The sequence below is a fragment of the Microbacterium sp. NPDC087868 genome (genome assembly GCF_044900755.1).
GTDB lineage: Bacteria > Actinomycetota > Actinomycetes > Actinomycetales > Microbacteriaceae > Microbacterium > Microbacterium galbinum.
The window spans coordinates 1-14,235 of sequence record NZ_JBJDNO010000002.1; the positions used below are offsets into that span (position 1 = coordinate 1).

14 protein-coding genes are annotated in these 14,235 nt (G+C 69.6%); 4 read left to right on the forward strand and 10 right to left on the reverse strand.

What is annotated here, in order from left to right; translation table 11 throughout:
- Positions 1-210 precede the first annotated feature (210 nt).
- The 10 genes from ACI2JZ_RS05445 to ACI2JZ_RS05490 all read right to left on the reverse strand — a co-directional run bounded on the left by ACI2JZ_RS05445 (position 211) and on the right by ACI2JZ_RS05490 (position 11,531).
- Complete coding sequence (locus ACI2JZ_RS05445; protein ID WP_404596784.1) at positions 211-4,779, reverse strand: discoidin domain-containing protein; 4,569 nt, start codon at positions 4,777-4,779, stop codon at positions 211-213.
- A gap of 155 nt (positions 4,780-4,934) precedes the next feature.
- Positions 4,935-6,239 carry a sugar ABC transporter substrate-binding protein gene (locus tag ACI2JZ_RS05450; protein ID WP_336641217.1) on the reverse strand — a complete coding sequence of 435 codons (1,305 nt, stop codon included), beginning with the start codon at positions 6,237-6,239 and terminating at the stop codon, positions 4,935-4,937.
- 225 nt (positions 6,240-6,464) lie between these two features.
- Positions 6,465-7,049, reverse strand: a complete 585-nt coding sequence (locus tag ACI2JZ_RS05455) for a 2'-5' RNA ligase family protein (RefSeq protein WP_404596785.1) — start codon at positions 7,047-7,049, stop codon at positions 6,465-6,467.
- A gap of 89 nt (positions 7,050-7,138) precedes the next feature.
- Positions 7,139-8,755 (reverse strand): DHA2 family efflux MFS transporter permease subunit, encoded by a 1,617-nt coding sequence (locus ACI2JZ_RS05460; protein ID WP_404596786.1) that lies wholly within the window; start codon positions 8,753-8,755, stop codon positions 7,139-7,141.
- Between the two features lie 187 nt (positions 8,756-8,942).
- Positions 8,943-9,116, reverse strand: a complete 174-nt coding sequence (locus ACI2JZ_RS05465; protein WP_247623784.1) for a CsbD family protein — start codon at positions 9,114-9,116, stop codon at positions 8,943-8,945.
- A 115-nt stretch (positions 9,117-9,231) separates the two neighbouring features.
- Entirely contained in the window at positions 9,232-9,846 is a 615-nt protein-coding gene (locus ACI2JZ_RS05470; protein ID WP_404596787.1) for a hypothetical protein, read from the reverse strand.
- Entirely contained in the window at positions 9,843-10,424 is a 582-nt protein-coding gene (locus ACI2JZ_RS05475; protein WP_404596788.1) for a DUF6286 domain-containing protein, read from the reverse strand. The genes ACI2JZ_RS05470 and ACI2JZ_RS05475 overlap by 4 nt, the downstream gene beginning before the upstream one ends.
- The gene (locus ACI2JZ_RS05480) at positions 10,421-10,816 is read right to left on the reverse strand and encodes a hypothetical protein (RefSeq protein WP_247623787.1); all 396 of its coding nucleotides are present in this window, start codon (positions 10,814-10,816) and stop codon (positions 10,421-10,423) included. Before ACI2JZ_RS05480 ends, ACI2JZ_RS05475 begins: the two co-directional genes overlap by 4 nt.
- A complete protein-coding gene (locus ACI2JZ_RS05485) occupies positions 10,816-11,004 on the reverse strand; it encodes a DUF2273 domain-containing protein (protein WP_247633199.1) in 189 nt (62 codons plus the stop codon). Before ACI2JZ_RS05485 ends, ACI2JZ_RS05480 begins: the two co-directional genes overlap by 1 nt.
- Positions 11,001-11,531, reverse strand: coding sequence for an Asp23/Gls24 family envelope stress response protein (locus ACI2JZ_RS05490; RefSeq protein ID WP_247623789.1), 531 nt, complete (start codon positions 11,529-11,531; stop codon positions 11,001-11,003). The genes ACI2JZ_RS05485 and ACI2JZ_RS05490 overlap by 4 nt, the downstream gene beginning before the upstream one ends.
- 139 nt (positions 11,532-11,670) lie before the next feature.
- Between ACI2JZ_RS05490 and ACI2JZ_RS05495 the strand changes: the two genes are divergently transcribed.
- The 4 genes from ACI2JZ_RS05495 to ACI2JZ_RS05510 all read left to right on the forward strand — a co-directional run bounded on the left by ACI2JZ_RS05495 (position 11,671) and on the right by ACI2JZ_RS05510 (position 14,164).
- Positions 11,671-12,243 (forward strand): RNA polymerase sigma factor, encoded by a 573-nt coding sequence (locus ACI2JZ_RS05495; RefSeq protein WP_247623790.1) that lies wholly within the window; start codon positions 11,671-11,673, stop codon positions 12,241-12,243.
- Entirely contained in the window at positions 12,240-12,827 is a 588-nt protein-coding gene (locus tag ACI2JZ_RS05500; RefSeq protein ID WP_404596789.1) for an Asp23/Gls24 family envelope stress response protein, read from the forward strand. The genes ACI2JZ_RS05495 and ACI2JZ_RS05500 overlap by 4 nt, the downstream gene beginning before the upstream one ends.
- Positions 12,824-13,147 carry a hypothetical protein gene (locus ACI2JZ_RS05505; protein ID WP_247623792.1) on the forward strand — a complete coding sequence of 108 codons (324 nt, stop codon included), beginning with the start codon at positions 12,824-12,826 and terminating at the stop codon, positions 13,145-13,147. Before ACI2JZ_RS05500 ends, ACI2JZ_RS05505 begins: the two co-directional genes overlap by 4 nt.
- 264 nt (positions 13,148-13,411) lie before the next feature.
- Entirely contained in the window at positions 13,412-14,164 is a 753-nt protein-coding gene (locus ACI2JZ_RS05510; RefSeq protein WP_247633201.1) for an SDR family NAD(P)-dependent oxidoreductase, read from the forward strand.
- Positions 14,165-14,235: the final 71 nt, after the last annotated feature.

The window sequence follows — 14,235 nt, forward strand, 5'->3', positions numbered from 1 at the left end:
GCCGGGCACCGACCCCTCGAGCAGCGCCTCACCGAGGATCGCAGCCTTCGACGGCCACCAGCGGTAGATGGTCTGCTTCGAGACCTCGGCGGCCTTCGTCGTCTCCCCGGGAGGCGGCCTTCGTCGTGTCCCGCGGTTCCTGAGCGAGGAGCGCAGCGACGAGACGAAGGGCCGTCCCCCGCGGGGAGACGGCCCTTCGTCTGCTCTGCCTCAGTCGCGTGTCTGCCGCCGCACCTTCATCGCCGCCGCGCCCGATCCGAGCAGCAGCAACACGATGGCGAGCGTCCAGGGCAACCACGTCAGGTCGCCGCCCGTCGCCGGCAGGCCACCGGGTCCGTCGGCTCCTCCGCCGGGAGTGCCGCCCCCGGGAGTGCCGCCGCCGGGGGTGCCGGGGGTGCCCGGTCCACCGGGGACCCCCGGCTCGTCGGTGGCGAGGATCAGCACCGGAGTCGAGGCGATGTCGGCATCCGCCTGCATCACGACGATCGTGTGCTCGCCGGGATCGGTGCCCTCGGGCACGACGCCGCGGAAGGCGAACGCCCCGTCGTCGTCCGCGATGACGACACCGAGGTCGGCGGGAGTCGATCGCAGCTGGATGACGTACTCGACGCCCGGCTCGAAGCCGCTGCCCGTCACGTCGATGCGGCCGCCGACCTTCGGTGAGCCCTCGACCGTCACCACGGGCGCCACGACGTCGGGATCGACCGTGACGGTCACCGGCGCCGAGGGCTCCGACCACCCGCCGGCGTTCTGCGCACGCACGGTGACGCTGTAGTCGCCGGGGGCGAGGTCGGCGACGGATGCCGTCAGCGCACCGTCCTCCACCTGCACCACGTGATCGCCCACCGTGACCTCGTAGGCGGTGACGGGCGATCCGCCGAGACGCTCGGGAGCCGACCACTGCACGGTCACGACATCCCGTGAGGCCGTCGCCACGACATCGCGCGGAGCGCTCGACACGGCGTCGAGCCGCACGAGGCCGGCGAGCGCCGCCTCGAGAGCAGCGGCCGCGGCATCCGCATCCTCCTGGGGAGCGCCGGGCGTGCCGCGCACCTGCTTCGCCGCCTCGAGCGCCGGGAGCAGCGGCGCCCAGCTCTCGGGGGTGTAGGCGGTGCTGTCGAGGGCGTTCGCCGCATCGATCTGCGCCTGCAGCCACGAGGTGTCGGCGTCGACCGTCACCCCGCACCACGCGATCTCGGTACCGCCCTGATGACGGATGCCGACCGTCGTGCGTCCGGGTTCGCGGGCCTGGAGGTCGACCTCGACCCGCCCGTCGGGCGACACCCGCGCGTCTCCCGCGACGGTGACGACGGACTCGTCCATCGAGATCGCGGTGAAGACGTCGTCGGGGGTCACCGGCGACACGGTGGCGGCGACGACCGCCGTCGAGTCTCGTGGCGCCGTCACCGGTCCCGTGCACTCGAAGGTGTATCCGCCGTAGAGCTCGAACTCCCAGATGTTGAGTCCGTACTGCGTCGAGGGGAGACCCGCGAGGCGCACGTACCGCACCTCGGCGGGCGCGAAATCGTGCGTGTGGGTGAGCGTGGGCTGCGCAGTCTGGACGCGGGCCAGCGGCATCCACGTCGCACCGTCGACCGAACCCTCGATCCGGTAGTCGTTCGACGTACCGGCCTCCCATGCCACCACGGCGCGCGAGACCGAGCGCACACTCCCGAGATCGACCTGGAGCCAGTGCTCGGCGACCGCGCGCGCCGACGACCATTTGGTCGACTTCGAGCCGTCGGTGGCCTTGGGCCCGGTGATCGTGGCGTTGTTCTGGTGCACGCTGTCGACGGTGGTCGGTCGGCCCAGGGCGAGGTTCGCGTTGGCGGCGGGCACGGCCGGGGCCTCGACGACCAGGCGGTCGGAGAACACCTCGAACTCCCAGAGCGAGGGTCCGTAGTTGAGCGCTCGGGTGAGCGTCTGCATGCGCACGTAGCGCGCGGTCTGCCCGTCGAGCGTGATGACGTCGATCCCCCCGTCGCTGCCGCCCGACGGAGTCGTGTACGCGTCGCGCCACGACCTTCCGTCGTCGGAGAGCTGGATCTTGTAGGTCTTGGCGAACGCCGCCTCCCACGACAACCTCACCGTGGAGACCGGCTTCGAGGATCCGAGGTCGATCTGCGCCCAGGCGCTGTCGGCGTTGTTGCCCCGCCAGCGCGTGTCGGGGTCGCCGTCCGCGAGGGAGAACACGAGGTTGTATCCGGCGTAGCCGGACGCCCGGGTGGCACTGTCGATAGCGAGATTCACGCTCGACGCCACGGTGAGCTCCCGGACGCCGTAGCCCGCACCCTCTCCGCCGAGGAGGAGCACACGGACGTGCTCGGCAGCGGTGGGGGTGATCGGCACCTCGTCGAGGCCGCCGTCGCCGCCGGAGATGTTCGCGCGGTCGGTCCAGTCGACGCCGTTCGGCGAGGTCTGCACCACGTAGTCGGTGGCGTGAGCATCCGCCCAGTCGATCGTGACCTTCGTCACCCACGATCCACGGGGCAGCGCGGCCGCGGCCCACTGCGTCCCCCCGGCGGCCGAGCGCCACACCGACGCGGCGTCCCGATCGCCCAGGGCGTCGACGGACGAGCCGTCGGCGGTGCTGCTGGCGGCGAACGGCGAAGACGCCGGGAGGGTCCCGTCGACGAGCGGCGCGGTCACCGTCTTACCGAGGTTCTCGCCCGAACCGAGTCGGAACACCGCGTGCTTCTCGGCCCCGCCCCCGGCCAGGGTGACACCGACCGACAGGCCGGCACGGTCGGGGTTCGAGACGCTCACGACCGGGGTCTCACCCCGCTCGTCGAGCAGCACGATCGACGGCTGGTCGACCGTCAGGGTGCGGCCGTCGCCGAGGTCGAGGGATCCCGGTGCGAAGAAGGTGGCCATCGTGATTCCCGCGTCGCTGCTGCGCACGGCCTGCACCGCGGTGTCGTTGCGCAGGGTGCGGATCGTGGGCTTCGCCGCGTACGCCTCGACCTCCGCGGGAGTGGCGGCGGGCAGGACTGTGTAGTCGTAGGTGCCGGCCGCGGGCTTCGCCCCGTGGTCGACGTACAGGGAGAACGCATCGCGGCTGATCGCCTCCTCGCCCTCCCAGCTGCCGGACTGCGTCTTGTTCGAGACCTTCACGTCCTGGCCCGCGGCGAACACGTACCCGACCTCGTCGTTGTACGCCCACGTGGCCGACCCGACGCCCTGGTGGTCGGCGCCGCCGGCCACGGGCCGGCCGCCCACGCTCGCGTTCGGCTTCGCGGCTGCCTGGTTGATGGTCGTGTGCACGGCCGCGTCGCTGGTCGACGCGATGCCGGCGCCGAGCGCCACCATGCCCTCGTCGAACGAGAAGTAGCTCTTCTGCGCCGCGGTCCCCGCGGTGTCGAGGGTGAGCACGCTCGCTCCGAACTCGCCGTTCGAGGTGCCGCCGGTGAAGCTTCCGCCGTCGCCGTTGCGGCCGCGGTTCTCGAAGCCGCGCTCGGTGCGCTTGACGTTCGGAGCGGTCACCCCGGGGTAGTGCCACCAGTCGAAGGCGGGTCCGAGATCGAGGTACTCGCGGTTGTTCACCTGGATCGCCGTCGAGCCCATCGCGTTCCAGTAGACGGGGTTGCCGAGTTCGTCGCGGTACGAGGTGCGCAGCTCGGCGCCGAAGGTGCGCGACGAGTTGAGGCGCGTGAAGATGCCGTATCCGTCGCGCAGGTGCGAGGAGAACTCGGAGCGCCAGAAGTACTTGTTGCCGGTGACGCCGTTCGTCTCGGTCTTGCCGAGCACGCCGTCGAGCACTGCCTGGTACGCGGTGGCGTACAGGGCGTCGGTGCGCGCCATCCGCTGCAGCGGTTCGATGAACTCGGAGGCATGGCTGGTGATGTCGTTCACCGTCTTCGGCGGACGGTAGTTGAGGTAGAGCATGCCGATCTCGCCGCGGATCAGCCAGCGCGTTCCGCTGATGAAGTAGAACGCGATCGAGTCGAGCTGGTCGCGCGTGAAGGCGAGACCGGTGCCGCGGGCGACATCCGACCACAGTGCGGCGTAGGTGAAGAGCACCATGCCGTAGCCCTCGCTGTAGAGCTGCGCGCCGTGCGCCCAGAAGCTGGCGTCGGGTTGCACGGCCTCCTGCACGGTGCCGGAGTGATCGACCGCGATCGTGGCGACGATGGTCGCGAACCCCTCCTTGACCTTCGCGATGTCGCGGGTCGACAGCGCCTCGAAGATGTAGTTCGAGGTGCGCCATGCGCCGTTCGCGCCGACCGGGTCGAGCTTGCCGGTGTTGTGCTTCAGCGCGACGTCGAACGCTTCGGGGCTCAGCGCCGAGCCGAGGAACATCGAGATGCGCCCCATCGCGATCGACTCGCCGATCTCGGTCTCCCACCAGTTGGTGTTGCCCGGGTTCACGCGATCCCAGTGCAGCAGCGCCCGACCGACCGCGTCGACGAGGCGGGGGTCTCCGAAGCCCTCGGCGTTCGGGTCCTTGTACGCCTGCGTCATCGCGAGCATCCGGTAGAGCGCGGTGTACGCCGACCACACGCTGCCGTTGGCCGAGCTAGTGCGATCGGCGTAGTTCACGTCGGACCACGAGCCGTCGGCGTTCTGCGACGCGACGTAGTCGAGCGCCTCCGACGTGCGGGCGAGGTAGATGCCGTTGGCGATGATGATCTCGTCGCCCTGCCCGAGGTAGTACTCCTCGAGGCGATCGATGACGGTCGCGACGTCGTCCTCCGGGGCGGCGGATGCCGGAGCCGCGAGCGCGGACGATCCGAGGACGAGAGCGAGGGTGAAGGCGATGAACGCGGCGATGCGCTTCATGGCGGGGCTCCTTTGCCGGGTTTCTGCGTTGCCGGGCACCGTTGCGGGTGCGGCGGCGGGGCTCCGGCACGACGGCGGAGCGAAGAGTCCCGGGGTGCGCGCCATGACACGCGCACCCCGGGGTGGTGACCGGCTGGGGAGCCGGTCGAGATCGATCAGCCCTGGGCGATCAGGGCGTCGATCTTGTCCGCGGCGGTCGAGAAGGTCTCTTCGAGGTCGCCCTCTCCCGCCTGCACGGCCTGACCCCAGGCGTCGCGGAACGTCTGCCACATCTCGGTGGCATCCGCGACGTTCGGCACGTCGACCGTGAGGGGCACCGAGGCGGCGAAGGTCGCCAGCACGGGGTTCGTCGCGAGGTAGTCGGCGGCGATCGCATCGACATCGGTGCGGGTCGGGAACTGCCCCGTGGTCTCGAGGAGGGCCAGGTCGTTCTCGGCATCCATCGAGAACTTCACGAAGTCCCACGCGGTCTGCTTGTTCTCGCAGGACGTGTAGAGGCCGACGTTCTTCGAGTCGCCGAAGGTGTAGGTGTCTGCGGCGGCCGTGCCCGCGGCGGTCGGCAGCGGCACGACGCCGTACTCGACCTTGCCGTCGAACGCTCCGGCCCCCCAGGGCCCGGCGATGCCCATGGCCGACACTCCGTCGGCGAAGGGACCGGCCCAGGCGTCACCGCTGTAGGCCTCGGCCGAGGAGTAGCCCTCGCCGTACATGGTCTTCCAGAACTCGAGCGTCTCGAGGCCCTCCTCGCTCGTGAAGGCGGCGGCGCCGTCGCTCACGAGCTGGGTGCCTCCCGAGTTCGCGAGGAAGAACGGGTAGAAGTCGAAGAGCGAGTTCGTGTAGTCGCCGGATGCCGGCGGGTACAGCGAGTAGTCGGCGGCGCCGCTCTCCTTCACGGCCGCGGCGGCGGCGAGCACGTCGTCGTAGGTCGCGAGCTCGGGGTTCTCGGGATCGAGTCCGGCCGCGGCGAAGACGTCCTTGTTGTAGTAGAGCATGAAGGGGTTGGCCTTCCACGGCACCTGGTACAGGTCGCCGTCGGGAGAGCGGAAGCCGTCGGCCGCATCGCCGGAGCGCTCGGTGATGAAGGACTCGCCGTCGTCGAACGTCTTCGAGATGTTGACCAGACCGCCCTGCTTCTGGAAGGCGGGAACCGCGGCCGGCGCCGTGTTGTAGACGAGGCACGGGGTGTTGCCGGCGGTGATGGCGGCACCGATCGCGTCTTCCGACGACTTGCCCGACGGAATGGCCGCGGCGGTGACCTGCTCGTCGGGGTGGTCGGCGTTCCACGCCTCGACCACGGCTTCGGCCCACTCGATCTCCTGCTCGTTCGTCGAGTACCAGATCGAGATCGGGCCGGAGGTCAGCTCCCCGCCGTCGGGGGCTGCGTCGCCGCCGGACGAGCCGCATGCCGCGAGGGGCAGCGCGAGGGCGGCGAGGGCGAGAACACCTGCATAACGCTTCATTGCGAGAAACTCCTTCGTTCGGTCGCCTCGGGTCGGCTACCTGCTGTGGTGGGCGATCGCGGAGGATCGCTCGACCCAAGTAAACCGGTTTTGTAAGCGTGCGTCAAGAGTGTGCTCTGCGCACACAGAAGGAGCGAATAATCGCGCGAAAAAGACATTGCCGATGTCGACCAGGCACTAAACAGAACTAAACCGAGGGGTAGGTTCCGACCCCCGGACCCGTCCTCAGCGCCCGAGCGGGATCACCTCGGTGTGTTCCACGCCGTTCGAGTACGAGACCAGCTCGACCTGGGTGGCCGTCTCACGCACGGGGCGTGCGAACTCCGCGACTCGCGCAGACTCGAGCGCCTTCCACTCCGGGCCCGACAGCGTCGCGCCGTAGACGACGGACATGTGGAACGTCCACTCGTCGAGCGGCAGTTCGCCGAGCCGCCGGAAATCCGTCGCATCGAGCCTGTCGGTCAGAGTCGCATAGGCGGAGAGGAGCGAGTCGGTGCGAGCCAGGCGGAGGATGAGGATCTGCCAGGGTTCCGGAAAGGCGTCGATGGCCTCGCCGCTGATCTCGATCGGGTCCTGCTCGATCGCCCAGGCGCGCACGAGTGCGGTCAGCTCTGCACGGCGCTCCGGCTCGTAGAAGCCCCGCAGCGTGACGTGGCCGGTGTGCGGATGCGGGAGTCGACTCAGCGCCAGAGCGTCGGTCTGTTCCGCGCTGTAGCGATCCGCCAACTCCCCCGTCGGACGCAGCACGAGATACTGCTGCCCTTCCAGGGACTCGAGCTGCTCGGGCGTCTTCATGAACGGTCGATGCATACGACGACGCTAATCAGCATCGAGACTCGAGGTCACTCCCGGTGCGGCGCGCCGTCGCACCGGGAGACGTCGCACCGAGGGCCGGGAACCTATCGGGGGTCCTCGGCCTCGCGTCCGCTCTCCTCGCGCTCCGACGGGCGCGCCGCCGCACCCCCGAGCGACACCGTCGCGAGGAGACCGAGGGCGAGGAAGCCCGCGGCGGTCCACGCCGCGTAGCGCGTGCCGTCCGAGAAGGCCTCGCGCGCGGCATCCGCGGCATCCGCCGTCTCGGGGTTCGCCGCCAGTCCGCTGATCGCCGCGCCCGCACTGTCGACCACCGACGAGACCACCTGATCGCGCTGCGCCGCCGGCACTCCCTGGTCGTCGAGGGAAGCAGCGAGGATGCCGGCCGTGCTGGTGAAGAGAACGGTTCCGAGGATCGCCACTCCGAGCGCCGCCCCGAGCTGTCGCGAGGTCGACTGCGTGCCGGAGGCGGCGCCGCTGTCGGCCACCGGAACATCGGCCAGCACGACGCCGGTGAGCTGGGCGGTCGCGAGCCCGACGCCCACCCCGTAGACGAACAGGAGAGGGATGAGCGGAACCCACGAGGCATCCGGACCGATCGCGAAGCCGACGCCGGCGACACCGACGATCTCGGCGAGGAGTCCGATGCGAACGATCCATACCGGCGTGATCCGACCGCTCGTCGCCCCCGCGATGCCGCTCGCGAGGAACGAACCGCCGGCGAGCGAGAGCAGCAGAAGACCCGTCTGCAGCGCGTCGAAGCCGAGCACGAACTGCAGCCACAGCGGCAGGGCGAGGATGATCCCGAACTCGCCGAGCGAGACGACCGCGGCGGCGATGTTGCCGTTGCGGAATGACGTGATCGAGAAGAGCCGCAGGGCGAGGAGGGTCGAGCGACCGGCGCGCTCACGATGCACGCCCCAGGCGATGAAGGCGACGAGCCCGACCAGCGCCAGCGCGAACGCGAACGGGATGGGCGAGATGTCGAAGGGCCAGGTCCAGTCGCCGATCTCGGGCCGCTGCTCGACGCCCCACCAACCGTAGGTGCGCCCCTCGATCAGACCGAAGACGAGGCTGCCCATCGTGACGACCGAGAGCAGGGCCCCCACCCCGTCGATGCGCTCGGCACGATCGCTGCGCGTTTCGGCGACGGTGAGTGCGACGCCGATGATGATCAGTACGCCGAGCGGGATGTTGATGCCGAAGGCCCACCGCCACGAGAACGCGGTCGTCAGCCATCCGCCGAGCAGCGGCCCGACGGCGGCCATGCCTCCGATGGTCGACCCCCACACCGCGAAGGCGATCCCGCGCTCACGGCCGCGGAAGGTGGCGTTGATGATCGACAGCGTGGTCGGCAGGATCATCGCTCCACCGACCCCCTGGGCGAGTCGGGCGAGGATCAGCGCACCGCCGTCCGAGGCGAGCGACGCCAGCACCGACGACCCCGCGAAGACCACGACGCCGATGAGCAGCATCCGCCGTCGCCCGAACCGGTCGGCGAGACTGCCGAACACCAGCAGCAGGGCGGCGAAGACGAGGGTGTAGGACTCCTGCACCCACTGCACCTCGGTGGAGGTGATGCCGAGGTCGTCGACGATCGCCGGGATCGCGACGTTCACGATCGTCGAGTCGACGATGATCAGCGACACCGCGATGCTGATGAAGACCAGGCCGACCCACCGCAGCCTCTCGTGCTTTTCCATGATCTCTAGCTTAGCTAGCATTCTCGATCCGCAACAGTCTTCGGTGCGCTCACCGCCGGAACCCGGTTCCTGAGGGAGCGAGCGAGACGAAGGGCCGCACACGAAAACAGGGGCGGGGCCGTCGAATGGCCCCGCCCCCTCCCACTGTCCCCAGCAGGTCTCACCCAGCGCGCGGCTGGGAATCATGTCAGCCCTTGAACGCGTCCTTGACGTTCTCGCCGGCCTTCTTCACGTCGGCCTTGGCCTGATCTGCCTTGCCCTCGGCCTCGAGCTTCTCGTTGCCGGTCACCTTGCCCGCAGCCTCCTTCGCCTTACCGGCGATGTCCTCTGCGGCGTTCTTGATCTTGTCGTCGAGTCCCATGATGTTTCCCTTCGTGATGGTGGTTCTGGCGGCGGGGTCCTGCCCCCGCCGTCCTCCCGTCGGCCGGTGCGCGACCGACGGCGAGTCTGTGAGTCCGGTCAGCGGGCGGATGCCGTCACGACAACCGCCTCTGATCGTGGGCGAGACGGGCGCGCAGGCTGGTGTGGATCGACACGTAGGCGGCGGTCTCGCGGCCGGTGAGTGTGGCGAGGTTTGTGAGCAGCCGGTCGAGGTGATCGACCAGCTCGCGCGGATCCGTGTTCTGTCGCGGGGTGACCGCCACGTGCAGCACCGGCTCGTGGCGCACGTCGTTGGCGGTCACGCTCGCCGAGAGGATCTCGTCGCGGCCCGCGAGCGACTTCTTGACGGCATCCGACACGAACGACTCCGTGACGGTGACGCGTCCGAGCGGGTTCTGCGCGCCGGAGGAGCGCAGCGCCGTCTTCGACCGACGGCCCGAGACGCTCGTGAGGGCGAGGATCAGCAGCGCGATCACGACGACGATCGCGACGACGGCTCCGACACCGAGCCACGAGGCGGCCCCGCCGGCGATCGCGGTCGCGGCGCCCGCCTGATCGAGCCAGGTCTCGGCGTTCTTGCCGGCATCCGTCCAGACGTCGGCCGCGGTCGGCCAGCTCAGGAGGGCGATGCCGACGGCACCGAGGGCCAGGAAGATCAGGCCGATGAGGAGCAGCAGGGTGCGGTTCAGCGCACGGTTGGTGGCGTTCACAGGTCGGCGTCCTTCTCGGTCGCGCGCTCGATGCGAACGCGGGTGCGGATGCTGCGGGTCAGCCGATACGTATGCAGCTCGGACTCGGCGAGGGCGAGAACCTCGCTCTGCTCGAGGGGCACTCCGGCGCCGGGGCGCACGGTCACGTCGATGCTGCGGTGGCCGACGCCGACGGTGATGGCGTCGCGCGCGATCCCGGTCTCCTCGGAGAGATGCTGGGCGAGGGCGCTCGCGATCACGCCGTTGTCGACGACGACCGCGCGGTCACCCGCATCGAGGGTGTGCTTCGACAGTCGCCCCGGGGTGATCGCCAGGATGACGAACACCAGTCCGATGAGCGCGAGCCCGACGCTGCCGGCGATGACGAGACCGGCGGGCTGCGTCGGCAGGCCGACCAGCCAGCCCGCGGCCGCCGCCGGGCCGACGAGGAGCGCGGGCTGAGCGGCGAGGCTCAACACGATCTCGAGGGCGACGTAGGCGAGGGCGAGGATGAGGAGGACGACCGCGACGAACATCGCGACGGTGCGCGGCGAGTGGGTCTCGCGTCGGATGACGCGGCGAAGTGCGGGGGTGCTCATCGCACTCGTCTCCTTTCGGGAATGATGGCGCCGGTGATGGTGAGGGCGACGCGCGTGACCTCGTGGCCGAAGAGGCCGGTCAGCTCCCGCTGCAGGTGCTCCTGCAGCTCGCGGGCCCGGTCGAGCACCGGGGTGGTCTGGGCGATCGCGGCGGTGTCGTCGAGATCGGGCACGGGAAGCGGTGACGAGATGCGCAGGGCGAACCCTGCACCTCGCGCGACGACGTCGGCCTTCACGTCACTGCGGGAGACGCCGATCACCGATGCGGATGCCTGTTCCGCGACCGTGCGATAGACGCGTTCCTTCACCTCGACGCGGCCCGGGACGGACTCCCCGCCGGTGGCCTGCCCCGCGGGGCGGCCACCGGCGATGACGTTCTGGTCGACGCGCATCAGGAGGTTCGCCGCCCCGTGATGACGTCGGCGAGACCGCGGACGTCGAGCTTGCCGGAGGCGATGCGTCCGACGATCGCTCCGATCCCTGCGAAGACGGCCATGAGGAGGAATCCCCAGAAGCCGAAGAGCAGGGCGGCGAGGGCGAGAAGTGCGCCGATCAGGGCGCCGGTGGTGGTGGGGCTCATGAGACGCGCGACTCCTCGTTCTCGTGGGTGTTGTCGTCACCGGGCACGTGCACGTCGTTGACCTCGACGTTGACCTCGACGACCTCGAGGCCGACGAGACGGGTGATCGCCCCGGCGACGGCGGCGCGGACGTTGTTCGCGACGGTCTGGATGGGTGCGGGGTACTCGACGACGATGGTGAGGTCGGCCGCGGCCTGGGTCTCTCCGACCTCGACCTTGACGCCCTGTGCGAGGTCGGTCGCGTTGATCACGTCGCGGATCGCGCCGAAGGCGCGTGCTCCGCCGCCACCCAGTGCGTAGACACCGGGCACCTCACGAGCGGCGATACCGGCGACCTTGGCCACCACGCCCTCGGCGATCGTGGTCGTACCGGCGGCGTCGACATCCGCGGGGATGCGAGAGGTCGAGAACCCGGCGGAACGGTCCACGCGGGGAGCGACGGCGGCCGGCGTCGGGGTGCCGGTGGTGTCGGGCAGCTCCTTCTCGGCGGGGCTGGTCGACGTGTTCTTCTGGTCCTGCGTTGCCATGACGTGTCCTATCTCTTTCGACGGCCGACCACAACCCCTGGGGGATCCGGATCGGGAGCGATAACGTCGCTCACAAGTAAGAGGCGCGGATCACGCGATTCGTCACAAAAAAGTTTCAGAAAGTTCTGGTGGAGGTCCGATGGCCCGCTCGACAGGCCCGCGCAGCGGCGATCTGACGGTCGTCTCGGATCGCGTCCTCGTGCATCGATCCGTCGACGGCGACTCCTCCGCCTTCCGCGAGATCGTGCGGCGGTACGCGGGTTCCATGCGGGCGTACGTGTCGCGGATCGTCGGCTCTCTGAGCGAGGCCGACGACGTCGTGCAGAACGCCCTCGTCACGGCGTGGCGCCAGCTCGACTCCCTGCGGGATCCGGATGCCGTGAAGTCGTGGCTCATGCGCATCGCCAGCCGCGAGGCCTTCGCCTTCATCCGCAGACGCCCCACGGATGCCACGCTCACCGGCTACGATGCCCCTCATACCGAGAGCACCCAACCCGAGCAGATCGCGATCCGCAACGCCCAGCTCGCGGCCCTGTCGAAAGCTCTCGATACGCTGCCCGAAGATCAACGACGGTGCTGGCTGCTGCGCCAGGTCGCAGAGCTCAGCTACACCGAGATTGCAGAGGAAATGGAAACCTCACCCAGCACGGTCAGAGGACTCCTCTCCCGTGCCCGTTCGAGCATCACGATCCAGATGGGAGGCTGGCGATGACCGCGCACGATCACGATGACGCGCTCGACTGCGGCACGACCATCGATCAGCTCTCGGACTACCTCGACCGCGACCGCACGCCGCGCGACCCGCACATCGAGAGCTGCCCGGACTGCCTCAACGCGCTCGAGGCGCTCGAACGCGTGGGGCGCCTGTCGCGCGACCTCATCGATGCGGATGCCGCCGAGCTGCCCGCGCCTCCCGAGTCCTGGTTCGAGCGCATCTTCACCTCCATCCAGGAAGAACTGCGCGCCGGCCGCAGCCTGCCCATCAGCCACCCCGATCCGCGTGTGCAGATCACGGTCACCGAGGGGGCCGTGCGCGCGCTTCTGCGTGACAGCGGAGACGCGATCGAGGGCGTCTTCATCAGCCGCACCGAGATCGTCGGCGACGCCGAGACGCTCGGCGCTCCCGTCGAGATCAACCTGACGGCATCCGTGCGCTTCGGCACGTCGATCCAGCACCTGACCGACGAGCTCCGCGAGGTCGCCTACGCCGCCCTCGCGAAGCACACCGGCCTGAACGTCGTCGCCGTCAACATCTCCGTCGAAGACATCCACACCGACATCAAGGATGTGTCATGAGCACCACCACGCCCGACGAACCCGTCGACCTCGCCCGCCACGTGCGCACCGTTCCCGGCGTCACGAACATCTTCACGGCGCGGCCGCTGCTCGCCCGCCTGCCGGAGGTCGTCGCGGCGGCATCCGCGAAGGATTCCGACGGCCCGGTGGCCGACATCCTCGTCTCGACCGAACCCGATGGCACCTCGGTCGTCTCGACGCGCATCGCCACCTCGACCGACGACAGCAGCGTCGCCACCGCGCGCCGCGTCGCCGACACGCTCCTCGCACACACCCCCGACACCGCGCGCATCCAGCTGCAGATCGCCCGCATCCGCTGACCGCTTCCTCGGTTCCCGAGCGCGCGAAGCGAGACGAAGGGACCGCCCCGCACCCGTTCGGGAGGAGATCTCCGCGTCGGGAGGACGGATGCGGGAGATTCCTCCTCCCATCCATGAGAACTCCTCCCGAACGGATGCCGAACACCACCCGAAAAGTCCATTCACGCGAATCCACCCACTCGGAACGGGCGTAGGCTGGAGAGAAGGACGGACCGTCCGAGAAGATCTCCCGGAAGCAGTGCCCGCCCGGGAAGAAGCCCACCCATGGCTCAGTACGACGTTTCGGACCGCTCGGCGATCGTCACGGGAGCAGGCAGCGGAATCGGCAAGGCCACCGCCCTCCTCCTCGCGAAGAACGGCGCCGCGGTCGTCGTCAACGACCTGAACGCCGAGCACGCGAACGCGGTCGTCGAAGAGATCCGTGCCGCGGGCGGCGTCGCCGAGGCATCCGTCGGCGACGCGACCGACCCGGCCTGGATCGCCTCCTCGGTCGAGCTCGCGAACTCCCTCGCCCCGCTGCGTATCGGCGTGAACAACGCGGGTATCGGCGGAGCATCCGCCCCCACCGCCGAGTACTCCGACGAGGCCTGGGACAAGGTCATCTCGATCAACCTCAACGCCGTCTTCCGCAACATGAAGGCGCAGCTGCCCGCGATCCTCGCCAACGGCGGCGGTTCGGTCGTCAACGTCGCGTCGATCCTCGGCAGCGTCGGCTTCGCCAACTCCCCCGCCTACGTCGCCGCGAAGCACGCGGTCGTCGGCATGACGAAGTCGGCCGCTCTCGAGTACTCGGCGCAGGGCGTGCGCGTGAACTCGGTCGGCCCCGGCTTCATCGACACCCCGCTGCTGGCGACCATGGGCGAAGAGGCGAAGGCGTACCTCGTGAGCAAGCACCCGATCGGCCGCCTCGGCCAGGCCGACGAGGTCGCGAACCTCATCGCCTTCCTCGCCAGCGACGCAGCGAGCTTCGTCACCGGCAGCTACCACCTCGTCGACGGCGGTTACACCGCCCAGTAAGCGGATGCCGCGGGGCGGGCCCGTCGTCTCGTCGCTGCGCTCCTCGCTCGGGGACCGGGTTTCCTACCGGT